Source organism: Nocardioides sp. S5-5 (genome assembly GCF_054954065.1).
Genome location: NZ_CP199913.1, coordinates 3,078,000 through 3,102,218, shown reverse-complemented (window position 1 = coordinate 3,102,218; position 24,219 = coordinate 3,078,000). Strand labels below are relative to the sequence as shown.

The window sequence follows — 24,219 nt, the reverse complement described above, 5'->3', positions numbered from 1 at the left end:
GGTCATGAAGACCGTGCTCATCACCGGTTGCTCCTCCGGAATCGGCGCCGCGACCGCGTCGATGAGTAACTCCAAGGGATCGTGCAAGCGAGCGGCGCCCACCACGTGCGATGGCACGGCGGCGGAGTGAGGCCGCCTGGTTCGCCGCGGGCTGCCACCCGCTCGCCCTCGACGTCACCGGAATAGCCGAACCCCCGGACCGCGAGGGTCTCGGGGGTTCGTCGGTGCCTGCGCTCAGCTGTTGGGGCGCTTGCCGTGGTTCGCGCCCTTCTTGCGGCGCGCGCGGCGCTTGCGGCCGGTCTTGCCCATGGTTCCTCCTGAAGTCGTGAATCGAGTCATTCTCTCAGCCGGTCGGCTCAACCCGAAATCCAGGTGGCTCGGAGGACGCTCAGGCCGCCGGCGGCTCCGGCAGCCGGCGCAGCACCTCGGCGAGGCTCTCCTTGATGCCGGCGACGTCGGTCTTGACGCCCGCGACGTTGGTCTTGAGCTCCGCGACGTCGGTCTTGACGCCCGCGACGTTGGTCTTGAGCTCCGCGACGTCGGTCTTGACGCCCGCGACGTTGGTCTTGAGCTCCGCGACGTCGGTCTTGAGCCCGGCGACGTCGGTCTTGAGCCCGGCGACGTCGGTCTTGAGCTCCGCGACGTCGGTCTTGACGCCGGCGACGTCGGTCTTGAGCTCCGCGACGTCGGTCCTGATGCCGGCTAGCTCGACGGTGTGCGCGTCGACGGTCGCCTTGACGTCGGTCAGCAGCGCGTAGGCGTCCACGACGTCGTTGTGGTTCTGGTCGAGTCGCCGCACGATCTCCTGCTGGCTGATGGCCACGAGTTTCTCCTTACTGTCTGGAGCAACGAACCCTACGAGGCCGGGCGCGGGTGATCCAGCCTGTCATCCGGACCTGTGGACAAAGGGGCCGGCGTGGGGCTCACCCGTGCAGTCGGGCCAGGAAGCGGGCGGCGTCGACGACGACCCGGGTCACCTCGCCGGAGGCCACGAGCCGGCCCGGCCGAGCCGGGGCGCCGACCTCGCGCGCGGACACGGCATAGCGGCGCAGCCGGCCGTCGGCATAGACCTGGCGGGCGGTGACCTCCACGCTGCCGCCGACGGCGGTGGCGGCGAGGTGCTCGAGGTCGACCCGGGTGCCGACACTGGTCTCGCCGTCGGCGAGCGTGTCCGCGACGGCCGCGCAGGTGGCGGCCTCGCACCAGGCCAGGAGCCGCGGGGTGCCGAGCACGGGCAGGCTGCCGGAGCCGACCGCCAGCGCGGTGTCGTCGTCGGTGACCGTGAACCTCAAGGTGGCGTCGGTCACGCTCAGATCCCGAACGTGCTGCGCGGGTAGGCGGCGTCGACGTCGGTGATGACGTTGACCAGGTAGGGCACGTTCGCCGCGAACGCCCGGTCGAGCGCGGACCCGATCTGGCGCGGGTCGGTGACCGTCTCGCCGGCGCCGCCGAGGGCGGCCACCACCTGGTCGTACGCCGTGCGCGGGGCCAGGTCGGCCGCGACGTCGTATCCGTAGAGGAGCTGCATCGGGCCCTTCTCCAGGCCCCATGCGGAGTTGTTGCCCATCACCATCACCACCGGCAGGTCGTGGCGGACCAGCGTGTCGACGTCCATCAGCGAGAAACCGGCGGCGCCGTCGCCGAGCAGCAGCACGACCTGCGCCGATGGCCGCGCGATCCGGGCCGCGATCGCGGCGCCGAGGCCCGCGCCGAGGCAGCCGTACGGGCCGGGGTCGAGCCAGCAGCCGGGGCGCCTCGGCTCCACGAACTTGCCCGCGAAGGAGACGAAGTCGCCGCCGTCGCCGATCACGACCGCGTCGTCGGCCAGACGGGGCACCAGCTCGCCGTAGATCCGGGCCGGATGCACCGGGTCGGCCTCCGCGCCGAGCAGCTCGGCGTCTCGCGCGCTCGCCGCGGCGACGGTGTCCCGGAGCAGGGTGAGCCAGGCCGAGCGGTCCGGCTGCGAGGCGCCGGCGAGGGCGGCCAGCAGCCCGTCGAGGACGGCGCTCAGGTCACCGCTCACCGAGCCGGCGAGCTCGGCGTGGCCGGACAGCTGGCCGGGGGAGTCGGCGATGTGGACGACGGCGGCCGGGGTGGCGCCGTCCTTGCCGCCGAAGACGCCGTACCCGAGCCGGAAGTCGAGCGGCGTGCCGACCACGACCACCAGGTCGGCGCCGTTGATCGCGGCGCTCCGGGCCCTGGTCACCAGCAGCGGATGGCCGCCGGGGACCACGCCGCGGCCCATTCCGTTGGTGATCGCCGGCAGCCGCATCTCCTCGACCAGGCGCAGCGCCGCCTCCTCCGCGTGGTCGGCCCACACGTCGGTGCCCAGGATCAGCACCGGCTGCTGCGCCCTCGCGATCAGCCCCGCGATCCGGGCGATCGCGTCGCTGTCCGGCTCCGCGCCGCGCAGGTCCCCGATCGTCGGCGCCGAGCCGGTGCCGACGTTGAAGAACTCGTCCAACGGGACGTCGACGTACGTCGGGCCGCGGTGCGAGCTGCGCGCCTGGGTGAAGGCCGTGCCGAAGCCCGCCGCCACGTCGTTCGCCGTCATCAGGGTCGCCGCGTGCTTGGTCACCGACGACACGATCGGGAGGTGGTCGATCTCCTGCAGCGCCCCGGTGCCCCAGCGGTTGTTGGGCGCCCGGCCGCCGACCACGACCATCGGCGACCCCGCGAACCGGGCCTGGGCCAGCGCGCTGACCCCGTTGGTGACGCCCGGCCCGGCGGTCAGCACGGCGAGTCCCGGCACCCGGGTCAGCTTGCCGGTCGTCTCGGCCGCGAACGCCGCGGTCTGCTCGTGGCGCACGTCGACCAGCCGCACCGGCGGTCCGCCGTCCTGCCTGCCCCATTCATGACTCTTCACGGCGCCGTCGTACATCGGGAACACGTGGGCGCCCGAGAGCGTGAACATCGTCTCGACGCCGTGGGCGCGGGCGACGCTGGTGGCGATCTCGCCGGCGTGGCCGGTGAGCTGGTCGGTGTCCGGGCTGGTGGTCACCCCGGCACCCTAGTCCGAGAAGGGATCCATTCTCGGACTAGATGTTCGGCAGCGCTCCGGTCAGCCGACGTCGTCGAGGAAGTACGGATGCACCCGGCGCAGTGAGGCGACCAGCGCGAGCAGCAGGTCCGGACGGACGGCGGGGTGGCGCGGCGAGATGGTGAGCTGGAGGTACAGCGCGCGCAGCACCAGCTGCGCGTTGCCGGTGGCGCGGTAGGGGTCGCGGCCGCCGCGGGTCTTGGCGCGGGCCCCCTGCTCGAGGCGGACCACCCACGGCTCCAGGACGCTCAGCGGGACCCGGTCGCGGCGCAGCACCTCCATCACCGCATGGGCGATCCGGTCCGGCTCGCCGTGGACCAGCGGGGGCGTGTCGGGGTTGAGCACTCGATCGGCGATCACGTCGAGCAGCACGGTCAGCTCGGTCATCGCGAAGTGCCGCGAGGCGGCCAGCGCGGCCAGCGCGTCGGCGCCGTGGGCCGCGGCGTGGGCCCAGCCCTTGGCCGGCACGAAGCCGCGCAGGTCGCGTTCCCGCACGTACCAGGCCGCGATCCGGTCACCCCAGTGCAGCACCTTGCTCGGGGGCAGCCGTCGGATCCGGGTGTCGCGCTGGATGCACTCGGCCAGCAGCAGCACCGAGAAGCTGCGCCGGAACACCGAGTCGGTGTCGCGCTCGCCGATGCCGGTGTTCAGGCCCGCGCACATCCCGTCGCCGAGCCCGGCCAGCAGGTCGTCGTACGCGCCGTGCTCGATCCAGGTCGCCAGGAAGGAGTACGCCATCCCGTCGCGCACCTGCGGGTCCGGGTCGCCCAGCATCTGGGTCAGCTGAGCAGTCAGGTCGCCGATCGGGTGGTCGGCCGGCGGGCGCCGGTCGCCGTCGCGGAGGGCCTGCTGGAGGCGCGCCCAATCCACCGACACCATCAACCCACACCCTCCGGAGCAGCCGAGCCTTCTTCCCCCGGGCCCTATCCTGCCAAACAATGTGAAGGGACCCTAAGTCGGGACGATCGGGCAGGCCCTATCTTGGGGTCCGTGCCCTCCCTGTCCGCGATCGCCCGGCGTCACACCGACCTCGACGACACGGACATCGCCTGGCTGCAGCTGATCCAGGCCGACTGGCAGGTCATCGCCGACCTGTCCTTCGCCGACCTCGTGCTGTGGCTCCCCGACCGGGGCGGTGCCGGGTTCTGGGCGGGGGACCAGATGCGTCCCACCACCGGCCCGACGGCGTACGTCGACGACATCGTCGGCAGCTTCGCGCCCACCGGCCGCCGGCAGCTGGTCGACGCCGCCTACGAGCTGGGCCGGATCGCCCGGGAGGGCGACCCCGAGTGGCGCGACGACGTGCCGGTGCGGGTCGAGGCGATCCCGGTGCGACGCGCCGGGCACGTGATCGCGGTGATCAGCCGCAACACCAACCTGCTCGGCGTGCGCACGCCCAGCCTGCTGGAGATCAACTACCTCCAGGCCGCCACCGACCTGTCCCAGATGATCGCCGCGGGCCTGTTCCCGTCCACGGCCCAGCGCAGCGACCACGCCGACTCCCCACGGGTGGGCGACGGCTTCCTGCGCGTCGACGCCGCCGGGCGGGTGATCTACGCGAGCCCGAACGCGCTGTCGACGTACCGCAAGCTCGGGCTGACCGGCGACCTGACCGGCCACCGCCTGACCGACCTCACCCGCGAGCTGGTGCCGCCCAAGCTGCGGCCCGACGAGGAGACGCTCAGCGCGGTCCTCGGGGGCCGGGCGCACCGCGACACCGAGCTCGGCGCGTCCGGCGGCCCCGGCGACGGCGCGGCGCTGATCGTGCGGTCGATCCCGCTGCGGCCCAAGGGCGACCACATCGGCGCGATCATCCTGCTGCGCGACGTCACCGACCTGCGCCGCCGTGACCGCGAGCTGGTCACCAAGGACGCCACGATCCGCGAGATCCACCACCGGGTGAAGAACAACCTGCAGACGGTCGCCGCGCTGCTGCGGCTCCAGGCCCGCCGGATCGACTCGCCCGAGGCCGCCTCGGCCCTCGAGGAGGCGGTGCGCCGGGTCGGCTCGATCGCCATCGTCCACGAGACGCTGAGCCAGGCCGTCGAGGAGACCGTCGAGTTCGACGACATCGCCGACCGGCTCGCCCGGCTGGTGGTCGACGTCGGCTCGACCACCGCCCAGGTCGGCGTACGCCGCGAGGGCAGCTTCGGCGTGCTCGCCTCGGAGGTCGCCACGCCCCTGGCGATGGTCGTCATGGAGCTGATGCAGAACGCCGCCGAGCACGGCTACGACGCCGGCGCGGCAGGTCAGATCGCGATCCACGCCGCCCGGCACGGCTCCGTGCTCGAGGTCGCCGTCGAGGACGACGGCCGGGGGCTGCCCGACGACTTCGACCTGGACACCGCGACCAGCCTGGGCCTGTCGATCGTGCGCACGCTCGTGGAGTCCGAGCTCGGCGGGCACCTGACGCTGGGGCAGGCGCCGGGCGGCGGCACCCGGGCAGGCTTCAGCATCCCGGTCGAGTGACCGGAGCGCGGACGACGTCGGTCAGACGGGGGTGCGGACCCGGGCGCGGGCGTTGCGGCGCTTGAGCGCGCGGCGCTCGTCCTCGCTCAGGCCGCCCCAGACACCGTGGTCCTGTCCCGCCTCGAGCGCCCACGCGAGACACTGCTCGCGCACGTCGCAGCGACGGCACACCGCCTTGGCCTCTTCGATCTGGAGGATCGCCGGGCCGGTGTTGCCGATCGGGAAGAACAGCTCCGGATCCTCGTCGAGGCATGCGGAACGGTGTCGCCAATCCATGGGTGGGAAAGCCCTCTTCCTTCACTACCGGGGGGATGCCCTCGACCGGGCACACGGAAAGCCGCAAAAGTGAACGGCTTCACGATCGCTCCGGCAAGGTTTCCAAGGATTGCGTCGCGAATCAAGCAATTCGGGTGGTCTCTTGGGTCACAACCGGATGCTGGACACCCACCGCCTAGGCTGCGGCGGTGACCGAAGGGCCTTTCGACCACCCGTCCGACCGCCCCCCGCAGCTGACCGTGGCCGCCTCGCTGGCCACCGTCCAGGGGCTGATGCTGCTCATCCTCGCGGTCCTGGAGCTGGCCAGCGTGTCCTCCGACCGGCTCGGCTTCGGCCTGTCGACCGCGGTCTTCTTCGCGGCGTACGGCGTCGTGCTGATCGGTGCCGCCCTGGCGCTGTGGCGCCGGCGCGGCTGGGCGCGCGGCCCGGTCCTGATCACCCAGCTGATCGTGCTCGGCCTGGCCTGGAACCTGCGCGAGCACCTGCTGCTCGCCCTCGGCCTGGCCGCGGTCGCGCTGGCCGTCGTGGTCGCCGTGGTCCACCCCGACACCGTCGCCGCCCTCGAGGACCGTCCCGGCGAGGACGAGTAGCCCCGGGGAACGCGACGGCCCGATCCCCGGGCAGGGGATCGGGCCGTCGCGGTGGCGAGTGATCAGGGGACCACGTTCACCGTGATGATGTTCGACGAGAAGTAGTCGTCGTAGCCGGCGTCCTTGGTGTAGTACGCCTGGAAGACGTACGAGCCGACGTTCAGGCCCGTCTTCAGGGCGCTGCCGGAGCCGCCGCGGGTGATCCAGTAGCAGAAGCTGGTGCTGAAGTCGAAGGTGCCGTTGGCGGGGTTCACGCTGCGGAAGCCGAGCAGGTACGGCGAGGACGAGCCGCCCGCGGCGTTGCCGTTCTGGTAGACGTCGACGTAGCCCGAGGTCGCCGGTCCGCCCTTGTACTTCACGCTGCCCGAGAGCTTGGTGCCGGTGGCCGAGCTGTAGTCGCAGGTCAGGGTGGTGGTGTTGAGCGTCAGGTTCGAGTCGTAGACCTCGAACTTGGTCTTGCCCTTGCGACCCTTGAACTTGGCCTTGACCTGGTAGTGACCGGTGCCGAGCGCCGGCACGGTGAACTTGGCCTTGCCCTTCTTGACCTTGGCCTTCTTCTTGACGACCGCGCCGTTGTCGCCGGTGACGGTGAACTTCACCTTGCCGGAGCCCCTGAGTCCCTTGGCGGTGAGGACCAGCTTGCTGATGCCGGGCTGGACGCCGGGGGCCGACTTCTTGATCTTGAACTTGCCGGGCTTGGCCTTCGCCGCCACGACGGCGGTGGAGACGGCCGAGTCGGCGGTGCCGGGGGTCGCCGCGGCGGTGGACGTCAGGGCGGGCGTGGCGAGCGCGAGCGAGGTGATCGCGACGACGCCGGCGGAGACGAGCCTGCGCATGGAGGGCTCCTTCGAGACAGGACCGATCCGGGCATGACGAGGTCTCTGGAATCGGTCAAGAATTGAGACGCAGGGGTCCTGCCCCGAGCGGGTCCGGGTAAACGTCGGGTCCTGTGAGCGTTCCTCTCGCTCGCTCAGGCCTCCGACTCGAGCGACTCGCGCAGCTGGGTCAGGGTCCGGCTGAGCAGCCGGGACACGTGCATCTGGGAGACGCCGATCTCCTCGGCGATCTGCGACTGGGTCATGTTCTTGAAGAAGCGCAGCAGCAGGATCTTCTTCTCGCGCGGAGGGAGGTTCTCCAGCAGCGGCTTGACCGACTCCCGGATCTCGACGTGCTCGAGTGCCTCGTCGTCGACGCCCATCGCGTCGAGCATGCTCTGGCCGCTGCCGCCGTCGGAGTCGTCGTCGGTGGCGTCGAGGGAGAGCGTGGAGTAGGCGTTGCTCGACTCGAGGCCCTCGACGATCTCCTCGACCGAGCAGCCGATCGCGTCGGCGAGCTCGCGCGGCGTCGGCGAGCGGCCCAGCGACTGGGTCAGCTCGGCGGTGGACGCGCTGATCTGCATCCGCAGCTCCTGGAGCCGCCGCGGCACCCGGATCGCCCAGCCCTTGTCGCGGAAGTAGCGCTTGATCTCGCCGATGATCGTCGGCGTCGCGTACGTCGAGAACTCGACGCCTCGCTCGGTGTCGAAGCGGTCGACGGACTTGATCAGGCCGATGGTGCCGACCTGGACCAGGTCCTCGTAGGGCTCGCCGCGGTTGCGGAACCGGCGGGCGCAGTGCTCGACGAGGGGCAGGTGCAGGTGGACCAGGGAGTCGCGGGCGACGTCGCGCTCGGCGGGGGAGGCACCCTCGTCGCGGAGCACCACGAAGAGCTCCGCGCTGCGCCGGCGGGTCAGCTCGATGTTCGTCGGCCCGCGCTGGCCGCCACCCCGAGACAGGTCCGTGGTCATGACACCAGCGAGGACCGCACGAGCAGACGTACGGCGTAGTGCCCGGCGACGGCGTCGATCGAGGCCTCGTCGGCGAGGGTCGCGAGGACCTGCCAGCCGAAGCTCTCGTAGTCGGGAGCGGTCGGCTCCTGGGCGTCGGCGGAGATCGTGAGCGCCAGCTCGTTGCCGCCGAGGCGGAAGCGGCACTCGAGCACGGAGTCGGGGTCGGCCTCGTCGAGCACCATGGCGGCGGCCTCGGAGACCGCGATCCGCAGGTCCTCGATGTCGTCCATGGTGAAGTCGAGGCGGGCGGCGAGGCCGGCGGTCAGCGTGCGCAGGACCGAGGCGTAGGCGCCGTTGGCCGGGAGTCGCAGCTCGACCTCGTCGGGGCGTCCGGCGGCCGTCGTGCCGCCGACAGCGGGGCTGCTCGTCTCCGACATGCCACATCCTCCGGGTTGGCGTGGGGAAGCTGATCGGGACGACCCTACGCCAACGGCCGTGCCCCCGAGGGCACGGCCGTTGGACGGGGACGGGTCGCGTCAGGGACGCAGGTCGCCCAGACCCAGCAGGTCGAGCAGGCCGGTCTGGTCGAGCAGGTCGAGAACAGCGTCGAGACCGAGCGAGTCGAGCAGGAACCCGAGGCCCAGTTCGTTGAGCGCGTCGCCGACGTAGTCGAGCAGGTTGTCCTTGTCCGGCTTGCTGCTCGGGATCGGGACGCCGTTGCCGGCCTGGCAGGCGGCGAGCAGGGTCATCGTGCCGCTGACGGCCTTGGCGGCGTTGGCCCGCAGGACCTTGGTCTTGCGGATCTTGCGCTTGACCTTGTTGAGCTTCTTGTTCAGCTTCTTGACCTTGGCCGCCTGGTGGTGCCGCTTGGCCTTCTTGATCTTCTTCTGCAGCTTGATCACCTTGGCCTTGAGCTCCTGGATCTTGATCCGGGCTGCGGAGCGGGTGATCGTCGCGACGTCGACGGCCTTGGCCTGGGCGACACAGTCGACCGCGCGCTCGGTGGTGGTGCCCGCCGGGGCGGCGGAGGCCACCGGAGCGGCGGACAGCGTGAGGCCGAGCGCCACGGCGATGCCGAGGATCAGCTTGAGCAAGGCACGATTCATGCCGGTTTCTCCCTCAGATGAAGTCGGCGGCCGCTCGCCCCCCATGGCGACAGCCGAGAATCGACCGGGCGCATGGGAGGCCCGGCTCGGGAGTCACCCTAGGGCATCGTGGCGAGGATTCGACGCACAGGGCCCCCGGGACGTCGTCCCGGGGGGCCCTGTGCGGCGTCGTTCAGCGGGTCGTGATCAGCACAGGCCCGGGAGGGGCAGGCCGAGCGAGCACAGCGGGTTGCTGCCGGCCGGCAGGCCCGGGATGCTGGGCAGGCCGCTGGGCAGGCCGCCCGCCAGCAGGTCGAGGACCGAGTCGAGTGCGTCGAGAACCGGGTTCAGCGGGCTGACCAGGTCGCCGAGACCCAGGTTGACCAGGGTCGCCTTGAGGATGTCGACCAGACCGGTGGGGTTGGTCAGGCCGGCCTTGAGCGCGTCGCACAGGCCCTTGGCCTCGGCCGGGGCCATGGCGCAGAGCTGGTCGAAGGTGCTCATCAGCGGGTCGAGGACGGTCGGGAAGAGGTCGCACAGCTGCTGCAGCTGCGGGATCGCGTCGCACAACGCCTGGATGGGCAGCTCCGGCGTGGCCGGCGGGACGGCGGCGGGCTGGCCCTTGCAGGTCGCGTACGCCGAGTAGACGCCGTTGTAGGCGGCGATGGTCTGGTTGCGGTAGGCGATGCCGGCGCGCTTGGCCTTCTTGGCCTTCTTGAGCTTCTTCTTGAGCTTCTTGATCTTCTTGGCCGGCGCGTGGTGCTTCTTGGCCTTCTTGAACTTCTTCTTGACCTTCTTGACCTTGGCGTCGGCCGCGGCGACGTACGCGTTGGCGGCGCCGTAGTTGTTGTACGCCTTGGTGAGCGCCTGGCCCTGGGCGGAACAGTCGGGCGCGACCTGCTGCTGCGCGGGCGCGGCCGGAGCCGCAGACGCGACGGATGCCGTCGTGAAGGTCAGGCCCAGCGCAACCGCCAGGCCGATGAACATCTTGAAAAGGGCGCGATGCATCGCGGCTTCTCCCTCCGATGGTGTGGTCCCCCCGACCCCGTGCTCCCTGGTCGGTTGGTGATTTCGTGCAGGCAACGACTTGCCCGACTCCGCGTCACGCTAAGGGACCTGATGCGTCCTTGGGACCAAAAACACGGGCCGCACGCCCGAAATGGACGTGCGGCCCGTGTGGCCTGGGCACAATGGCCCGGATGGACTAGTCCGTCGGGATCAGGCCTTCTTGGTCGCCCAGAAGATCTCGGCGATCTCGTCGATCTTCGCCAGCAGCTCGTCGGCCTTGGCCGGGTCGAGGGTGCCCTTGGTGCCGGTGGCGCCGGCCAGCTTGGTGGCCTCGTTGACGAGGGTGTGCAGCTGCGGGTACGCCTCGAAGTGCGGGGGCTTGAAGTAGTCGGTCCACAGCACCCACAGGTGGTGCTTGACCAGCTCCGAGCGCTGCTCCTTGATCAGGATCGCGCGGGTGCGGAAGTCCGGGTCGTCGCTGTCGAGCGCCTTGGCGATGACGGCCTTGACCGACTCCGCCTCGATCCGCGCCTGGGCCGGGTCGTAGACACCGCACGGCAGGTCGCAGTGGGCGGAGACGTCGATGGTGGGGGCAACGAAGGCCCGGGTGAGACGGGAGAACATGTCGGTCCTCTCAGAGAGTCAGGGTGGGTAGGGAAATGCTGCCTGCGACACTACTCGGCATGGATCGGGCGGCAACGGGAGGTCGGCGCCGCGTCGGACTCGCGGTCGTCCGGGGCGACTCCATGCGGCCCGCGCTGCGGCCCGGCGAGCGCCTCCTGGTCACGTACGGCGCCCGGGTCCGTCCCGGCCGGATCGTGGTCGCCCGGTTCGCCGACGGCACCCTCGCGGTCAAGCGGGTCGCGGAGCGCCGGGAGAGCGGTTGGTGGCTGCTCAGCGACAACGCCGGCGCGGGGGTGGACTCGCGCCACCGCGGTGAGGTGCCGGACGCGGACGTCGCGGGCGTCGTACGGGCCCGGGTGTGGCCGTGGCCGCGGCTGCTGTGACCTGTCCCATGCGGACACCTCCGGTGCCCCGCGGAGCGGTGTGAAAGGATGGATGATCGTGGCTGACGACGTTCCCTCCCCCCACCCCCGCGCGGGTGAGCCGGTCTTCGATCTGCACCTCGGCGGGAAGATGGCGACCACGCCGACGGCCGACGTCAGCACCCGCGACCAGCTCTCGCTGGCCTACACGCCCGGTGTCGCCGAGGTGTGCGAGGCGATCGCCGCCGACCCCGAGCTGACCCGTCACTACACCTGGGTCCCCAACACCGTCGCGATCGTCACCGACGGCACCGCCGTGCTCGGCCTCGGCGACATCGGCCCGGCCGCCGCGATGCCGGTGATGGAGGGCAAGGCGGTCCTGTTCAAGCAGTTCGGTGGCGTCGACGGGATCCCGATCTGTCTGGCGACCACCGACGTCGAGGAGATCATCGAGACCGTCGTCCGGCTCGCGCCGAGCTTCGGCGGCATCAACCTCGAGGACATCTCGGCCCCGCGCTGCTTCGAGATCGAGGACCGCCTCAAGGAGGCCCTCGACATCCCGGTCTTCCACGACGACCAGCACGGCACCGCCGTGGTCACCCTGGCCGCGCTGGTCAACGCGCTCAGGCTCACCGGTCGTACCCCGGAGTCGACCCGCGTGGTCATCTCCGGCGCCGGTGCCGCGGGCGTCGCGATCGCGAAGATCCTGCTCGCCGCCGGCATCAAGGACATCGCGGTCACCGACCGCAAGGGCGTGGTCAGCTCCGACCGCACCGACCTGACGCCGGCCAAGAAGGCCCTCGCCGAGCTCACCGCCGACCAGTGCGGCCGCCGCGGCACCCTGGCCGAGGCCTTCGACGGCGCCGACGTCTACATCGGCGTCTCCGGCGGCACCGTGCCCGAGGAGGTCGTCGCCACCATGGCCGACGACGCGATCATCTTCGCGATGGCCAACCCCAACCCCGAGGTCCACCCCGACGTGGCGCACCGCCATGCGCGGGTCGTCGCGACCGGTCGCTCCGACTTCCCCAACCAGATCAACAACGTGCTGGCCTTCCCGGGCATCTTCCGGGGCGCGTTCGACGTGCATGCCAGCGCGATCACCGAGGGCATGAAGGTCGCCGCGGCCGACGCGCTCGCCGCCTTGGTGGGCGACGACCTCTCCGAGGACCTGGTCATCCCGTCGCCGTTCGACCCGCGGGTCGGGCCGGCCGTGGCCGCCGCTGTGGCCGACGCCGCACGACGAGATGGTGTCGCCCGGATCTGACAGCGCGACACCGCTAGGTTGGGGTCCATGTTCGCCGTGTATGCCGACTCCTTCGCCAGCTCCGCCGACGACCCGCTGAGCGGCCTCGTGCTCGGGGAGCGCCCCGACCCGGTCGCTCCCGACGGGTGGACCACGATCACCGTCAGGGCGGCCTCGCTCAACCACCACGACCTGTGGTCGCTGCGCGGCGTGGGCCTGAAGGCCGAGGCGCTGCCGATGATCCTGGGCTGCGACGCGGCGGGGTACGACGAGGACGGCAACGAGGTCGTCGTGCATGCCGTGGTGTCGGACCCGGACTGGAGCGGCGACGAGACCTTCGACCCGCGCCGCTCACTGCTCTCCGAGCGGCACCAGGGCACCTTCGCCGACAAGGTGATCGTGCCGCGGCGCAATGTCGTGCCCAAGCCCGCCTCGCTGTCCTTCGAGGAGGCCGCCTGCCTGCCGACGGCGTGGCTGACGGCGTATCGGATGCTGTTCACGCAGGGCGCGCTGAAGGCGGGCGAGACGGTGCTGGTGCAGGGCGCCGGCGGGGGGGTCGCGACCGCGCTGATCGCGCTGGCGCGGGCCGGCGGCCTGCGGGTGCTGGCCACCAGCCGCGACGAGTCGAAGCGGGCCAAGGCGCTCGATCTCGGGGCCCATGAGGCGTTCGAGTCCGGCGCCCGGCTGCCCGAGAAGGTCGACGCGGTGATGGAGACCGTCGGCCGCGCGACCTGGTCGCACTCCATCCGGGCGCTGCGCCCCGGCGGTCGCATCGTGACCTCGGGCACGACCTCCGGGCCGAACCTCGACGACGCCGAGCTGACCCGGATCTTCTTCCTCCAGCTCAGCGTCATCGGCTCCACCATGGGCACCCGCGGCGAGCTGGCCGCGCTGGTCAACCTGCTCGACAGCACCGGCGTGCGGCCGGTCATCGACCGAGTGCTGCCGATGACCGAGGCCCGCGACGGGTTCGCCGCGATGGCCGGCGGCGACGTGTTCGGGAAGGTCGTCTTCACGCGCAGTTAACCATTGGCGGGAATGACTGTCGGTGCTGGACGATTGACTCCTGTCAGCGCCCGATGGGGCGGGCCGATGAATTTCCCCGGTCCGCCGTGTCGAATCGGTGACGGCCGGTTCGTCGTAGAGATGAAGCGACGGCCAGCCCGAGCCCTCCGGCGTCATGGGGTCGGCCACCGCCGGCCCCTGCCACCCGATCGATAGGACCTGTCATGACTGCGCCCTCCGGACCCGCAGACACCGGCGACATCGCCGAGTTCGAGCAGGAGTTCACGCGCGCCCCGGCGACCCCGGGACGGACTCCGCTCGTCATCAAGCTGCTGGTCGCGGCGACCTTCGTCGTGATCCTCAACGAGACCACCCTGGTCAACGCGGTCCCGCGGTTGATGGCCGACTTCCACATCACCGAGACGACCGCGCAGTGGTCGTTGACCGTGTTCATGCTGACGATGGCCGCGGTCATCCCGGTGACCGGCTGGTTCCTCCAGCGGGTGACCACGCGCGCGGCGTACGCCACCGCGATGGTCACCTTCAGCGTCGGCACCCTCGTCGCTGCCGTGGCTCCGACCTTCGGCGTGCTGCTCGTGGGCCGGGTCGTCCAGGCCGGCGGCACGGCGGTGATGATGCCGCTGCTGATGACCACCCTGATGACGGTCGTGGCCGTCGAGGACCGCGGCCGCGTGATGGGCCAGATGACCCTCGCCATGTCCTGTGCCCCGGCGCTGGGCCCGGCGGTCTCCGGCATCCTGCTCCACTTCGGCTCGTGGCGGCTGATCTTCGTGGTCGTGCTTCCGATCGCGGTCCTGGTCGGCTTCTTCGGCTTCCGCCAGCTCGAGAACGTGGGCGAGACCAACCGCAGCCCGATCAGCTGGCTCAGCGTGGTGCTCGCTGCCGGTGGCTTCAGCACCTTCGTCTTCGGCCTGAGCAAGGTCGGCAAGGCCGAGTGGCCCGAGCCGGCGCTGCTCATCGGCGGCGGTGTCGTGCTGATCGCGGGCTTCGCGCTCTACCAGCTCCACCTGCAGCGCTCGGACCGTCCGCTGATGGACCTGCGCACCCTGAAGGTCCGCAACTTCACGGTGTCGCTGATCTTGATGTCGGCCGGCTTCATGGCCTTCCTCGGCTCGATGCTCCTGCTGCCGCTCTACTTCCAGAACCTGCGCGGCCTCAGCGAGCTGCAGACCGGCCTGCTGGTCATGCCCGGCGGCCTGGCCATGGGCCTGCTCGGCCCCCAGGTCGGCAAGGTCTTCGACCGGATCGGCGCCCGTCCGCTGGTCATCCCCGGCTCGGTGGTGATGGTCGCGCTTCTGTTCGCGCTGAGCCGGATCGGCGTCGACACGCCGTACGTGCTGCTGGTGGCGCTCCACGTCGCCCTGATGGCCAGCCTGGCCACCATCTTCACGCCGGTCTTCACCATCGGCCTGGGCGACCTCGCCCCGCAGCTGTACTCCCACGGCAGCTCGTTGCTCGGCACCCTCCAGCAGGTCGCCGGCGCCATCGGCACCGCCCTGCTGGTCGTGATCATGACCAACCGCAGCGATCACCTCGCCGAGGGTGGCGCGAGCCCGGCCGGCGCCTTCATGGGCGGCCTGCAGTGGGCGTTCTTCACGGGCGCCGTGATCGGCCTCGTGGTGATCGCGATGTCGCTGCTGCTGCCGTCGAAGGCGAACACGCCGGCTGGTGCGCCCGGCGGGCACTGACGGACTGGCACGCAGGCTGCATGGATCCCCGGATGTCCGGGGATCCATGCGCTGCGACAGGTGGGGCTTGAGGTGCCTGGATCTAGACCGCGTCGAGGAACTCGTCGAGCAGCGGCCAGCTGACCTCGGCGGCCTTCGGGCCGGCGACCAGACCGAGGTGGCTGAGGCCGTCGGCGGCGGCGTACCGAGCACCGGGGACGACGTCCACGCCGGCCCGCACGGCCGGGCCGTCGGCGATGTTGTCGCTCTCGCTGCCGACGAAGAGCACCGGCGTGTGGACGTCGGCCAGCCTCACCTCGCGCTTGCGGCTGAGCCGGACGGAGCCGGAGGCGAGCTCGTTGCGGACCATCAGTCGGGTGTGGATCTGGTGGTACGCGCGGCCGGGGTACCCGGGCATCTCGCCGATGAAGCCGTCGACGGCGCCGGTGCGGGCGAGTGCCTCGGTGTCGAGGATGTTCCTCGCCAGGTGCATGGCCTTGGTGAGCTCGCGTCGGGGTGCCATCGCGCGGTAGCTGGCCCGCACCAGGTGGCGGGGTACGCCTCCGAGGACCGCGGTCGGTGCGGTGACCGCGCGGGTGCCGAGCAGGCGGTCGGCGGCGACGATCGGTTGGACCGCCGGGATCTGCGCGTAGTCGATCGGGGTGCCGAAGGCGGTCAGCGACGCGATCGGCAGGTCGGGGTGGGCGGCCGCGGTGAGCAGGCTCATGGTCCCGCCGAGCGACCAGCCGACCAGATCGACGCCGTCGGCCTCGTCGCCGCCGGCGGCGTGGTCGGCGAGCACGGCGCGGATCGCGGTCGGGAGGATGTCGTCGATCCAGGCCTCGAAGCCCATGCCGCGATCGGCGAAGGCGATCCGCCCATAGTCGACGAGGTACGTCGCCCGCCCGGCGGCGAGCAGGTGGGCGGCCAGGCTCTGGCCGGGACGCAGGTCGAAGCAGCGCGCCGACACCGCGAGGGGCGGGACGAGCAGCACCGGGCGCGAGGCCCGGGCGGTGGTCGTGCGGTCGTAGCGCACGAGCCGCCGGTGTGGCGCGTCGGAGAGCACGGCGGCCGGCAGGCCGTCGTACTGCTCGACGCCGTCGCCGAGAGGCGAGATCGCCCAGGCGTTGCGGGCGGCGGTGCTCAGGAGATCAGCTGCGGTCGGCACCGCGTCATGGTCCCTGCCGGGCGGACCGCGCGTCCACCGAACGTGACGAGCGTGACGCTCAGCGTGGATCCGCGCAAGGCCGCCCGCGACGGGCCCCACAGCCGCGCGCCACGGCTCCCTTCCGTGGATCCGGGCTACCGGTCATCTCCGGAGGTTCTTCGGGTGTCCCGCACCCCGGGCACGCACCTCGCGGCGTTGCCGACGCTGGCGAGACGACCCGGTATGGCTGCGCGCCGGCGCCTTGCGATGCACGCACCCGGAGCACGGGCCACCCCCGCACAACTTCCGGAGATGACCACTAGCGCGAGCGCCAGTTCCGCGCGCCGACCAGCATCATCCGCAGCTGGGTGCGGGCGGCGCCGGCGACACGCTCCTCGGCGGGGGAGCCGGGGTCGGTGCCGAGCAGCCGCTCGGCGGTGGTGACCATCGAGCCGACGATGAGCTCGGAGAGCACCTGCAGGTCGCGCTCGGTCCAGGACTCGGTGCCGGGCAGGTGGGCGATGTCGGTGGCCAGCTCGCGCTCGGCGAGCTCGATGCCACGGTTGATCGCGTCGCGCACGCCGGCCGGGCCGGCGAAGCGCTCACGGGCGATGAAGCCGTAGTGGGCATGGTCTCGGCGCACCTGCTCGACGAGGACCGCGACCGAGCCGTCGATGATCGTCGCGGCGTCCTCGCCGGCGGTGTGGCGCAGCTCGCGCAGCAGGGCGCGCAGGGTGTCGAGGGACTCCTCGACGAGCGCGAGGCCGAGATGCTCGATCGAGGGGAAGTGCCGGTAGAAGGCGGTCGGCACGATGCCGACCTCCTTGGCCACCTGGCGCAGGGAGAGCGCGACGAGGGCGGAGTCCTCGGACAGGGCGAGGGCCGCGTCGAGGATGGCGCGGCGGGTCCGCTCCTTCTGCTCGACACGGGTCTGGGCCATGGCCTCATCCTACGTGGGTACACATGTGTTCACTGTCACGCGGTCGGTTCGTTGACCATCGCCGTGCGTGCGCGAGAGAGTTTCGGAGTACGAATGTACACTCAAACTTCTGCCCATGAAGGAGACGTGATGTCCGCACTCATCTCCCCGCCGGCTCCCGGCGGCGCGAGTCACCTGGCCGGGCGGCTGCTGCGCTCGCGGCTCGCCGCGGCGCTGACCACTCCGCACGGCGTCGACCGGTATCTCGAGCGGCTCAACCCGATGTGGGCCGCGCACGAGGTGCGCGCCCGCGTCGTGTCCGTGCATCGCGAGACCGACGGGCCCGACTCGGCCCCGGTCGCCACCGTTACCCTGCAGCCGACCGGCACCTGGCGCGGCCACCGCGCCGGCCAGCACGTCCTCGTCGGCGTCGAGCTGCCCGGCTCGGCCACGAGGCACACCCGGGCGTTCTCGATCTCCTCGGCCGCCTCGGCGCCGGGGGAGCGGTTCACGCTGACGATCCGCGCGCACGACGAGGGCCAGGTGTCGTCGTACCTCGTCCGCGCGGCGCAGCCCGGCACCCTGCTCCACCTCAGCCAGGCCCAGGGCGAGTTCACCCTCGTCGAGAGCCCGGCCACCCCGACCATCAGCCGGCTGCTGTTCATCACCGGCGGCTCGGGCATCACCCCCGCGATGTCGATGGTCCGCACCCTCCTCCGCGACGGGTACGACGGCCACGCGGGCCGCCGGGTGACCTTCCTGCACTTCGCGCGCAGTCCCGAGGACCAGATCTTCGCCACGGAGCTGGCCGAGATCGCCGAGGCCGACAACGGTGTGGACGTCCACCTGCGCTACGGCGACCAGACGTTCAGTGAGTTCGAGCTGCATCGCCTCGTCCCGGACTACCAGGAGACCGACACCTGGCTCTGTGGTCCGCCGGGACTGGTGGAGCTGGTCAAGGCGGCGTACGACGACTCCACCCGCCTGCGGATGGAGTTCTTCAAGCCCGCCGTCGCCCGGGCCGCCGCTCCTGGCGAGGCGATCGAGGGCGAGGTGTCCTTCACCCGCTCCGGTGCGACGACCGCCGCCACCGGCATCAGCCTGCTCGAGCAGGCCGAGGAGCTCGGCCTGAAGCCGGAGTTCGGCTGCCGGATGGGCATCTGCTTCTCCTGCACGCGCACCAAGACCGCCGGCACCGTCCGCAACGTCCTCACCGGCGAGGAGTCCTCCCTGCCGGGCGAGGAGATCCGCATCTGCGTCACCGCCGCTGCCGGTGACTGCCACATCGACCTCTGAGGAGACCGCCATGAGCACCGACACCCTGATCGACGAGAAGTACCACGGCCTGACGGCCGCGCAGATCGAGCAGCTCGGCGCCGAGCTCGACGCCCTGCGCCAGCGCGTACTGGCCGACCTTGGGGAGGAGGACGCGGCGTACCTGCGCAAGGTCGTCACGACCCAGCGCAAGATGGAGATCGCCGGCCGCGCGCTGTTCTACCTGCCCGTGATCGGCTGGCTGCCCGCCGTCGCCTGCCTGAGCGTGTCGAAGATCCTCGACAACATGGAGATCGGGCACAACGTGATGCACGGGCAGTACGACTTCCTGGGCGACCCGGCGTTCAACTCCCGGATGTTCGACTGGGACACCGTGTGCCCCGGCGAGCAGTGGAAGTACAGCCACAACTACATCCACCACACGTTCACGAACATCGTGGGCAAGGACCGCGACGTGGGCTACGGCATCCTGCGGATGGACCCGGACCAGAAGTGGCACCCCTACTACCTGGGCAACCCGCTCTACGCGCTCTTGCTGATGACCTTCTTCGAGTGGGGCGTCGCGCTGCACGACCTCGAGGTCGAGAACATCGTGTCCGGCAAGCGCACGCTCGCCGACAACAAGCCGCTCTACCCGGGGTTGCTGCGCAAGATCCGTCGTCAGGCGCTCAAGGACTACGTGCTCTTCCCGGCGCTGACCGGACCGCTGTTCCCGCTCACCCTCGCCGGCAACGCGACGGCCAACCTGGTGCGCAACGTGTGGGCGTTCAACATCATCTTCTGCGGGCACTTCCCGGCCGGCGTGGCGTCGTTCTCCGAGGAGGAGACCGCGAACGAGACGCGCGGGCACTGGTACCTGCGCCAGATGCTCGGCTCGGCCAACATCGAGGGCGGCCGGCTGATGCACCTGATGAGCGGCAACCTCTCGCACCAGATCGAGCACCACCTCTTCCCCGACCTGCCGGCCCGCCGCTACCCGGAGATGGCCGTCGAGGTCCGCGAGATCTGCGAGCGCTACGGCCTGCCCTACAACACCGGCCGGCTGCACCAACAGCTGTGGAGCGTGTTCAAGAAGATCTGCCGCTACTCGCTGCCGGGCGGCGACGCCAAGGTCGCGCCGGTCCGCGGCCCCGAGGCCGTGACCGAGGACTCGTTGGCAGCCTGAGCCGCTGCGAGGGAGACTGACGCCCATGAGTGACGGACGCGACCACCTCAGCAAGGCCGAGATCACCAAGGACGCGCTCCAGGCGGGCGCCGAGGCCGCGGCCCACACCGTCGGCGAGGTCGCGAGCATCGTGACCCGCGCCGTCGGCGAGGTGGCCGCGGCCGTCGGGGGCTTCGCGACCGAGGTCTTCGAGATCAAGGACTCCTCGCGGCGCGCGCTCGCCGAGCACGGCTCGGAGGTGCCGGAGGTCGGGGTCCCCGACGGACCGGACGAAACGGCTGCCGAATAGCGATTTCGCAGCCAAGTCGTCCGGTACGACGACCGCGCCGGACCTGGGGGCGGGTTCAGTCGAAGGCGAGCCGGAACCCGGCCATCCGGAACGAGCCGAGCTGCCGGGCCTCCCGCATGAACCCGAGCGGCCCGTCGGCGGCGAAGCTCCACCGGCCGCGGCACGGCAGCGCCTTGGCGCTGCCCTTCATCACGACGTCGGCGGTCGCCGGGTGCTCGGGGATGCCGGGTTGCTCGACGAGGCCGGTGAACGGCACCCGGATGGCGGCGCGGGACACGTCGGTGAAGCCCGCCTCGACGATCGGGCGGCGCTCGACGGTGGCCGACCAGTCGGTCGAGGTGACCGGGCCGCGGAAGGAGGTGTCGAGGTCGAAGTCGCACAGCTCCTTGGGGATCGCCCACAGTGCGCGCCCGCCCGCCTGCGAGGCGGAGGAGTCGACCCAGATGTCGGTGATGGTGACCGCGCCCTTGCCGGCGGCATTCTTCACGGTCCGGGCGAGCAGCAGCTCGTGGTAGGTCAGCGGGCTCGGCTCCTCGTAGGAGACCAGCGCGACGCCGTACGTCCCGGCGGGGTGGTGCGCGTCGACGTCGCGGCCCAGGCGGAAGACGGACAGCCACAGCGACCCGTGCATGTGCCACGGGGCCGGGGGATAGGCGCTCACTCCTCCTCCTCCAAGAACAGCTGGGCGGTGTGCTCGAGCTCGGCCTCCATCGCGGCCGGCAGGTCGTCGGTCAGCTCGTCGGCGATCGGGCTCTCCTCACGCGGCCCGAGTCCGGCGGCGGCCCGCTCGACCGCGGCACCGACATCGATGATCGTGGCCTGGCGGACGTAGGGCTTCTCGAGCTCCTTGGCGACGTACTTCGCCACGAACCGGCGCAGCTCGCCCTCGACGTTCGCGGCCCTGCTGGTCAGCGAGGCGCGCAGGCCCTGCGCCTTGAGCCGTACGACGACCTGCGCGGCCGGCGGCGGCGTCACGTCGAGCACGATCGCCAGGTCGGCGCGTCCGTGCGCGGTGATGACCAGCGGCACGGTGATCTCGGCGTCGAAGTTCTGCTTGTCCATGCCGAGGTCGATGCTGAACCTCAGGGTCACCGGCAGGTCGACGTGGAAGGCGACCGGGTCGGCGCCGACCCGCTCGCCGGTGGCGGTGCCGATGGTGCCCTGCGCGGTCACCTTGACGATCCGGCCCGGGCCGACGCCCAGCGGGCCGACGTCGATCGGGCGGCCGGCCAGCACGTTGACGCCGTTCAGCACCCGCTCGGCGGTGACGGCGGTGGCGAAGAACCGCTCGCCCCAGGCCGCGTAGTCGATCAGCTCCTCGCTCACGCGGGTGACACTAGCGTCCGATCAGCCCCTGTGGGCCGGTTGCCAGTCCGCGGCTGACCAGGTCGAGGGTGCGCGCGATCGCGGCCTCCTGCTCCGCCGGCCCCAGGTCGGACAGCGGGCCGTCGATGAGCAGCATCGCGAGGCCGTGGACGGCGGCCCATGGCCCGGCCTCCGCGTCGGGGCGGTCCTCGGGGGCGAGGTAGCCGACCGCGACCAGCTGGTCGAGCATCTCGCCGAGCAGCAGGTACGGCGCCGGCTCGCCCATCCCGTCCGCACCGCCACCCTCGCGCAGGCCGCCGGTGAAGCAGGTGCGGAACACCCCGGGCTCCTCGATCGCGAACCGGATGTAGCCGCGCCCCGTCGAGCGCAGTCGGTCGAGGGCCCGCGCCACCGGGTCGCCGTCGGTCGGCACCTGCGCGAGATAGTCGGCCATCGCGGCGACCATGCCGTCCATCGCGAGGGCGCGCGCGGCCTCGAGGAGGTCGGCCTGGTTCTCGAAGTGCCGGTACGCCGCGGTGGGGGTGACCCCCACCGCGCGGGCGGCGCCGCGGATGGTGACCGCGTCGGGGCCGCCGGTGGCGGCGAGCTCGGCCGCCGCCCGGGCGAGGGCGTTGCGCAGGTCGCCGTGGTGGTAGCTCCGCTTCGAGGTCGTCACGGAGAACATGTTGACACCCGCAAACATCTCTGCCAAGTTAACACGCATAAAGTTTACGTACGAACACATTGGAGGAGTGCGATGTTCAGCTGGATCGGTGGACTGGTGACCAGGCGGGCCCGCACGGTGCTCGGCCTCGGCCTGCTGGGGGTGGTGCTCGCCGCGGTCGTCGGCGTCGGTGCCTTCGCCAAGCTGCAGACGGCCGGCTTCGACGACCCCGACTCCGAGAGCAGCCGCGCCGCGACGCTGCTCGAGGAGCGGTTCGCCGGTGGGGCCGACTACGTGCTCGTCGTCGAGGCCGCCGCCGGAGACGTCGACGCCCCTGCCGCCTCGGCGGCCGGAGCCGAGCTGACCGAGCGGCTGCGCTCGGACCCGGCGCTGTCCGACGTGGCGTCGTACTTCGACTCTCGGGCGGGCCCGATGCGCTCGACCGACGGCCGGTACGCCCTCGTCACCGCCTCGGTCGCGCCCGGCGAGGAGGCCGACCCGGGCGCGGTGCTCGACGAGTACGCCGGCACCGACGGTCCGCTGATCGTCGACGTCGCGGGCGGCGAGGTCGTCGGCGAGGAGATCGGCGCCCAGATCGGCAAGGACCTGGGCCTGGCCGAGAGCATCGCGATCCCGCTCATCCTGGTGTTGCTCGTGCTCGCCTTCGGCAACGTCGTCGGCGCGCTGGTCACCCTCGGCGTGGGCGTCGCCGCCATCCTCGGCACCTTCGCCGAGCTCTCCATCCTCGGCTCGGCGACCGACGTGTCGATCTACTCGGTCAATCTCACCACCGGCCTCGGGCTCGGCCTCGCCGTCGACTACGGGCTGCTGATGGTGGCCCGGGTCCGCGAGGAGCGCGCCGCCGGACGCGCCCATCAGGAGGCCGTACGACGCGCGGTCGAGACCGCCGGTCGGACCATCGCGTTCAGCGCGACCACCGTCGCGGTGGCGCTGGCCGCGCTGCTGGTCTTCCCGATGTACTTCCTGCGCTCCTTCGCCTACGCCGGCATCGGCGTCATGCTGATCACCGCCTTCGCCGCGGTCGTCGTGCTCCCGGCCGGCATCAGTCTGCTCGGCGACCGGATCGACGCCTGGCCGGTGCCGCGGGTGCGTGGCATCCGGGGCGAGGAGGCGCCGGCATGGGCGCGACTGGCGCGGTTCGTGGCCCGCCGCCCGGTGCTCAGTGCGCTGCCGGTGCTGGCCGGACTGCTGGTCATGGCGATCCCGCTCGCCGGCATCGAGCTCGGCACTCCGGACGACCGGGTGCTGCCGACCAGCGCGTCGAGCCGGCAGGCCGGTGACGTGCTGCGCTCGTCCTTCGCCGGCGACGGCACCCATCCGATCCAGGTGGTCACCACCTCCACGGTGGCGGAGGCCGACCTGGTGTCGTACGCCGCCCGGCTGGGGGAGCTGCCCGGCGTGGTCCGGGTCGAGACCCGGGCCGGCCGCGACGCCGACCTGGTCTCGGTGGTCACCGACCTCGACCCGATGTCGGCCGACGCGCGGGCCCTGGTCGACGACGTCCGGGGCGTCCTGGCGCCGGCCGGAACCGATGCTCTCGTGGGCGGCGCGAGCGCCGAGCTGCACGACCAGATGACGGGGATCGGCGACCGGCTGCCGCTCGTCGTCGGCTGGCTGGTGCTCACCACCGCGGTGATCCTGTTCCTGTTCACCGGCAGCGTCGTCCAGCCGCTGCGCGCCCTGGTCCTCAACGCGGTCGGCCTCGGCGCCACCCTCGGCGCGATGGTGTGGGTGTTCCAGGAGGGCCACCTGTCCGGGCTGCTCGGCTTCACGCCCCAGCCGATGGACAGCTCGATGATGGTGCTGCTGTTCTGCGTCGCCTTCGGGCTGTCGATGGACTACGAGGTCTTCGTGATGAGCCGGATCAAGGAGATGCGCGAGCGGGGGATGACCAACGACCAGGCCTTGGTCCACGGCCTGGCCCACACCGGTCGGATCGTCAGCACCGCGGCGGCCCTGATCGCGATCAGCTTCTTCGCCTTCTTGGTGAGCTCGGTCAGCTTCATCCAGTTCTTCGGGCTCGGCACCGGCCTGGCCATCCTGATCGACGCCACCCTGATCCGCGGCGTGCTGCTGCCCGCCAGCATCCGGCTGCTGGGGGAGCGCTCCTGGTGGGCCCCGCGCCCGTTGCGGGCACTGCATCGCCGGGTCGGGCTGTCGGAGACGGTCCCGGTCTGATTCGCCGACCCGGCGCAAACTGAGACCCGAGATCGCGCCGACCCGGCGCAAACTGACCCGCGAAACGCGCCGACCCGACAGGAGCTCCTGTCGGG

The 24,219-nt window shown here is 71.4% G+C and carries 28 protein-coding genes; 11 read left to right on the top strand and 17 right to left on the bottom strand.

Annotated features, from left to right (window positions below):
• Nucleotides 1-4: 4 nt before the first annotated feature.
• A complete protein-coding gene (locus ACUP6Y_RS14725; protein WP_462551494.1) occupies nt 5-130 on the top strand; it encodes a hypothetical protein in 126 nt (41 codons plus the stop codon).
• A gap of 104 nt (nt 131-234) precedes the next feature.
• On the opposite strand, the gene ACUP6Y_RS14720 is transcribed toward ACUP6Y_RS14725, so the two are convergent.
• The 5 genes from ACUP6Y_RS14720 to ACUP6Y_RS14700 all read right to left on the bottom strand — a co-directional run bounded on the left by ACUP6Y_RS14720 (nt 235) and on the right by ACUP6Y_RS14700 (nt 3,919).
• Nucleotides 235-309 (bottom strand): 50S ribosomal protein bL37, encoded by a 75-nt coding sequence (locus tag ACUP6Y_RS14720; protein WP_370249596.1) that lies wholly within the window; start codon nt 307-309, stop codon nt 235-237.
• A gap of 79 nt (nt 310-388) precedes the next feature.
• A complete protein-coding gene (locus ACUP6Y_RS14715) occupies nt 389-823 on the bottom strand; it encodes a kinetochore Spc7 family protein (protein WP_462551493.1) in 435 nt (144 codons plus the stop codon).
• Between the two features lie 100 nt (nt 824-923).
• Nucleotides 924-1,307 (bottom strand): thioesterase family protein, encoded by a 384-nt coding sequence (locus tag ACUP6Y_RS14710; protein WP_462551492.1) that lies wholly within the window; start codon nt 1,305-1,307, stop codon nt 924-926.
• 2 nt (nt 1,308-1,309) lie between these two features.
• Nucleotides 1,310-3,001 (bottom strand): acetolactate synthase, encoded by a 1,692-nt coding sequence (locus ACUP6Y_RS14705; RefSeq protein ID WP_462551491.1) that lies wholly within the window; start codon nt 2,999-3,001, stop codon nt 1,310-1,312.
• 60 nt (nt 3,002-3,061) lie between these two features.
• On the bottom strand, nt 3,062-3,919 hold the full coding sequence (locus tag ACUP6Y_RS14700; RefSeq protein WP_462551490.1) for a DUF2785 domain-containing protein: 858 nt from the start codon (nt 3,917-3,919) through the stop codon (nt 3,062-3,064).
• 111 nt (nt 3,920-4,030) lie between these two features.
• On the opposite strand from ACUP6Y_RS14700, the gene ACUP6Y_RS14695 reads away from it, so the two are divergent.
• Nucleotides 4,031-5,509 carry a sensor histidine kinase gene (locus tag ACUP6Y_RS14695; RefSeq protein ID WP_462551489.1) on the top strand — a complete coding sequence of 493 codons (1,479 nt, stop codon included), beginning with the start codon at nt 4,031-4,033 and terminating at the stop codon, nt 5,507-5,509.
• 21 nt (nt 5,510-5,530) lie between these two features.
• Here the strand turns inward: ACUP6Y_RS14695 and ACUP6Y_RS14690 are convergent, their stop codons facing one another.
• Nucleotides 5,531-5,785, bottom strand: a complete 255-nt coding sequence (locus tag ACUP6Y_RS14690) for a WhiB family transcriptional regulator (RefSeq protein WP_038678054.1) — start codon at nt 5,783-5,785, stop codon at nt 5,531-5,533.
• A gap of 188 nt (nt 5,786-5,973) precedes the next feature.
• On the opposite strand from ACUP6Y_RS14690, the gene ACUP6Y_RS14685 reads away from it, so the two are divergent.
• Nucleotides 5,974-6,375: a hypothetical protein gene (locus tag ACUP6Y_RS14685; RefSeq protein WP_462551488.1), complete on the top strand. Its 402-nt coding sequence runs from the start codon at nt 5,974-5,976 to the stop codon at nt 6,373-6,375.
• Between the two features lie 62 nt (nt 6,376-6,437).
• On the opposite strand, the gene ACUP6Y_RS14680 is transcribed toward ACUP6Y_RS14685, so the two are convergent.
• The 6 genes from ACUP6Y_RS14680 to sodN all read right to left on the bottom strand — a co-directional run bounded on the left by ACUP6Y_RS14680 (nt 6,438) and on the right by sodN (nt 10,860).
• Nucleotides 6,438-7,211 carry a hypothetical protein gene (locus tag ACUP6Y_RS14680; RefSeq protein WP_462551487.1) on the bottom strand — a complete coding sequence of 258 codons (774 nt, stop codon included), beginning with the start codon at nt 7,209-7,211 and terminating at the stop codon, nt 6,438-6,440.
• A gap of 134 nt (nt 7,212-7,345) precedes the next feature.
• Nucleotides 7,346-8,161, bottom strand: a complete 816-nt coding sequence (locus ACUP6Y_RS14675; RefSeq protein WP_462551486.1) for an RNA polymerase sigma factor SigF — start codon at nt 8,159-8,161, stop codon at nt 7,346-7,348.
• Nucleotides 8,158-8,580, bottom strand: coding sequence for an ATP-binding protein (locus ACUP6Y_RS14670; protein WP_462551485.1), 423 nt, complete (start codon nt 8,578-8,580; stop codon nt 8,158-8,160). The genes ACUP6Y_RS14675 and ACUP6Y_RS14670 overlap by 4 nt, the downstream gene beginning before the upstream one ends.
• Nucleotides 8,581-8,679: 99 nt before the next feature.
• Nucleotides 8,680-9,249 carry a hypothetical protein gene (locus tag ACUP6Y_RS14665; RefSeq protein ID WP_462551484.1) on the bottom strand — a complete coding sequence of 190 codons (570 nt, stop codon included), beginning with the start codon at nt 9,247-9,249 and terminating at the stop codon, nt 8,680-8,682.
• A 186-nt stretch (nt 9,250-9,435) separates the two neighbouring features.
• Entirely contained in the window at nt 9,436-10,236 is an 801-nt protein-coding gene (locus tag ACUP6Y_RS14660; RefSeq protein ID WP_462551483.1) for a hypothetical protein, read from the bottom strand.
• Between the two features lie 210 nt (nt 10,237-10,446).
• On the bottom strand, nt 10,447-10,860 hold the full coding sequence (gene sodN / locus ACUP6Y_RS14655) for a superoxide dismutase, Ni (protein ID WP_462551482.1): 414 nt from the start codon (nt 10,858-10,860) through the stop codon (nt 10,447-10,449).
• Between the two features lie 59 nt (nt 10,861-10,919).
• Between sodN and ACUP6Y_RS14650 the strand changes: the two genes are divergently transcribed.
• From ACUP6Y_RS14650 to ACUP6Y_RS14635, 4 genes are all read left to right on the top strand, one after another.
• Nucleotides 10,920-11,243 carry a S24 family peptidase gene (locus tag ACUP6Y_RS14650; RefSeq protein WP_462551480.1) on the top strand — a complete coding sequence of 108 codons (324 nt, stop codon included), beginning with the start codon at nt 10,920-10,922 and terminating at the stop codon, nt 11,241-11,243.
• Between the two features lie 52 nt (nt 11,244-11,295).
• On the top strand, nt 11,296-12,489 hold the full coding sequence (locus ACUP6Y_RS14645; RefSeq protein ID WP_462551479.1) for an NAD(P)-dependent malic enzyme: 1,194 nt from the start codon (nt 11,296-11,298) through the stop codon (nt 12,487-12,489).
• Between the two features lie 27 nt (nt 12,490-12,516).
• Complete coding sequence (locus ACUP6Y_RS14640; protein WP_462551478.1) at nt 12,517-13,494, top strand: zinc-binding dehydrogenase; 978 nt, start codon at nt 12,517-12,519, stop codon at nt 13,492-13,494.
• Between the two features lie 203 nt (nt 13,495-13,697).
• On the top strand, nt 13,698-15,182 hold the full coding sequence (locus ACUP6Y_RS14635) for an MDR family MFS transporter (protein ID WP_462551477.1): 1,485 nt from the start codon (nt 13,698-13,700) through the stop codon (nt 15,180-15,182).
• Nucleotides 15,183-15,264: 82 nt separating this feature from the next.
• On the opposite strand, the gene ACUP6Y_RS14630 is transcribed toward ACUP6Y_RS14635, so the two are convergent.
• A complete protein-coding gene (locus tag ACUP6Y_RS14630; protein ID WP_462551476.1) occupies nt 15,265-16,329 on the bottom strand; it encodes a hypothetical protein in 1,065 nt (354 codons plus the stop codon).
• Between the two features lie 298 nt (nt 16,330-16,627).
• Entirely contained in the window at nt 16,628-17,248 is a 621-nt protein-coding gene (locus ACUP6Y_RS14625) for a TetR family transcriptional regulator (protein WP_462551475.1), read from the bottom strand.
• 129 nt (nt 17,249-17,377) lie between these two features.
• Between ACUP6Y_RS14625 and ACUP6Y_RS14620 the strand changes: the two genes are divergently transcribed.
• From ACUP6Y_RS14620 to ACUP6Y_RS14610, 3 genes are read left to right on the top strand one after another with little or no spacing between them, the layout of a single operon-like run.
• Nucleotides 17,378-18,523, top strand: a complete 1,146-nt coding sequence (locus ACUP6Y_RS14620; protein WP_462551474.1) for a ferredoxin reductase — start codon at nt 17,378-17,380, stop codon at nt 18,521-18,523.
• 10 nt (nt 18,524-18,533) lie between these two features.
• The gene (locus ACUP6Y_RS14615) at nt 18,534-19,667 is read left to right on the top strand and encodes a fatty acid desaturase family protein (protein WP_462551473.1); all 1,134 of its coding nucleotides are present in this window, start codon (nt 18,534-18,536) and stop codon (nt 19,665-19,667) included.
• 25 nt (nt 19,668-19,692) lie between these two features.
• Complete coding sequence (locus ACUP6Y_RS14610; RefSeq protein WP_462551472.1) at nt 19,693-19,956, top strand: hypothetical protein; 264 nt, start codon at nt 19,693-19,695, stop codon at nt 19,954-19,956.
• Between the two features lie 55 nt (nt 19,957-20,011).
• Here ACUP6Y_RS14610 and ACUP6Y_RS14605 read toward each other — a convergent pair whose 3' ends face one another.
• Genes ACUP6Y_RS14605 through ACUP6Y_RS14595 form a run of 3 tightly spaced genes read right to left on the bottom strand, consistent with a single transcriptional unit; the run spans nt 20,012 to nt 21,937 of the window.
• Entirely contained in the window at nt 20,012-20,617 is a 606-nt protein-coding gene (locus ACUP6Y_RS14605; RefSeq protein ID WP_462551471.1) for an acetoacetate decarboxylase family protein, read from the bottom strand.
• The gene (locus ACUP6Y_RS14600) at nt 20,614-21,282 is read right to left on the bottom strand and encodes a hypothetical protein (RefSeq protein WP_462551470.1); all 669 of its coding nucleotides are present in this window, start codon (nt 21,280-21,282) and stop codon (nt 20,614-20,616) included. The genes ACUP6Y_RS14605 and ACUP6Y_RS14600 overlap by 4 nt, the downstream gene beginning before the upstream one ends.
• A 10-nt stretch (nt 21,283-21,292) precedes the next feature.
• On the bottom strand, nt 21,293-21,937 hold the full coding sequence (locus tag ACUP6Y_RS14595) for a TetR/AcrR family transcriptional regulator (RefSeq protein ID WP_462551469.1): 645 nt from the start codon (nt 21,935-21,937) through the stop codon (nt 21,293-21,295).
• Between the two features lie 81 nt (nt 21,938-22,018).
• Between ACUP6Y_RS14595 and ACUP6Y_RS14590 the strand changes: the two genes are divergently transcribed.
• Nucleotides 22,019-24,124 (top strand): MMPL family transporter, encoded by a 2,106-nt coding sequence (locus tag ACUP6Y_RS14590; RefSeq protein ID WP_462551467.1) that lies wholly within the window; start codon nt 22,019-22,021, stop codon nt 24,122-24,124.
• Nucleotides 24,125-24,219: the final 95 nt, after the last annotated feature.

Excerpts from the sequence above, each read along its gene's own strand:
- ACUP6Y_RS14725 (WP_462551494.1), top strand. The coding sequence starts at position 5 with ATGAAGACCGTGCTCATCACCGGTTGCTCCTCCGGAATCGGCGCCGCG.
- ACUP6Y_RS14700 (WP_462551490.1), bottom strand. The coding sequence starts at position 3,919 with ATGGTGTCGGTGGATTGGGCGCGCCTCCAGCAGGCCCTCCGCGACGGC.
- ACUP6Y_RS14690 (WP_038678054.1), bottom strand. The coding sequence starts at position 5,785 with ATGGATTGGCGACACCGTTCCGCATGCCTCGACGAGGATCCGGAGCTG.
- ACUP6Y_RS14680 (WP_462551487.1), bottom strand. The coding sequence starts at position 7,211 with ATGCGCAGGCTCGTCTCCGCCGGCGTCGTCGCGATCACCTCGCTCGCG.
- ACUP6Y_RS14675 (WP_462551486.1), bottom strand. The coding sequence starts at position 8,161 with ATGACCACGGACCTGTCTCGGGGTGGCGGCCAGCGCGGGCCGACGAAC.
- ACUP6Y_RS14670 (WP_462551485.1), bottom strand. The coding sequence starts at position 8,580 with ATGTCGGAGACGAGCAGCCCCGCTGTCGGCGGCACGACGGCCGCCGGA.
- ACUP6Y_RS14665 (WP_462551484.1), bottom strand. The coding sequence starts at position 9,249 with ATGAATCGTGCCTTGCTCAAGCTGATCCTCGGCATCGCCGTGGCGCTC.
- ACUP6Y_RS14660 (WP_462551483.1), bottom strand. The coding sequence starts at position 10,236 with ATGCATCGCGCCCTTTTCAAGATGTTCATCGGCCTGGCGGTTGCGCTG.
- sodN (WP_462551482.1), bottom strand. The coding sequence starts at position 10,860 with ATGTTCTCCCGTCTCACCCGGGCCTTCGTTGCCCCCACCATCGACGTC.
- ACUP6Y_RS14650 (WP_462551480.1), top strand. The coding sequence starts at position 10,920 with ATGGATCGGGCGGCAACGGGAGGTCGGCGCCGCGTCGGACTCGCGGTC.
- ACUP6Y_RS14645 (WP_462551479.1), top strand. The coding sequence starts at position 11,296 with ATGATCGTGGCTGACGACGTTCCCTCCCCCCACCCCCGCGCGGGTGAG.
- ACUP6Y_RS14640 (WP_462551478.1), top strand. The coding sequence starts at position 12,517 with ATGTTCGCCGTGTATGCCGACTCCTTCGCCAGCTCCGCCGACGACCCG.
- ACUP6Y_RS14635 (WP_462551477.1), top strand. The coding sequence starts at position 13,698 with ATGACTGCGCCCTCCGGACCCGCAGACACCGGCGACATCGCCGAGTTC.
- ACUP6Y_RS14625 (WP_462551475.1), bottom strand. The coding sequence starts at position 17,248 with ATGGCCCAGACCCGTGTCGAGCAGAAGGAGCGGACCCGCCGCGCCATC.
- ACUP6Y_RS14620 (WP_462551474.1), top strand. The coding sequence starts at position 17,378 with ATGTCCGCACTCATCTCCCCGCCGGCTCCCGGCGGCGCGAGTCACCTG.
- ACUP6Y_RS14615 (WP_462551473.1), top strand. The coding sequence starts at position 18,534 with ATGAGCACCGACACCCTGATCGACGAGAAGTACCACGGCCTGACGGCC.
- ACUP6Y_RS14610 (WP_462551472.1), top strand. The coding sequence starts at position 19,693 with ATGAGTGACGGACGCGACCACCTCAGCAAGGCCGAGATCACCAAGGAC.
- ACUP6Y_RS14590 (WP_462551467.1), top strand. The coding sequence starts at position 22,019 with ATGTTCAGCTGGATCGGTGGACTGGTGACCAGGCGGGCCCGCACGGTG.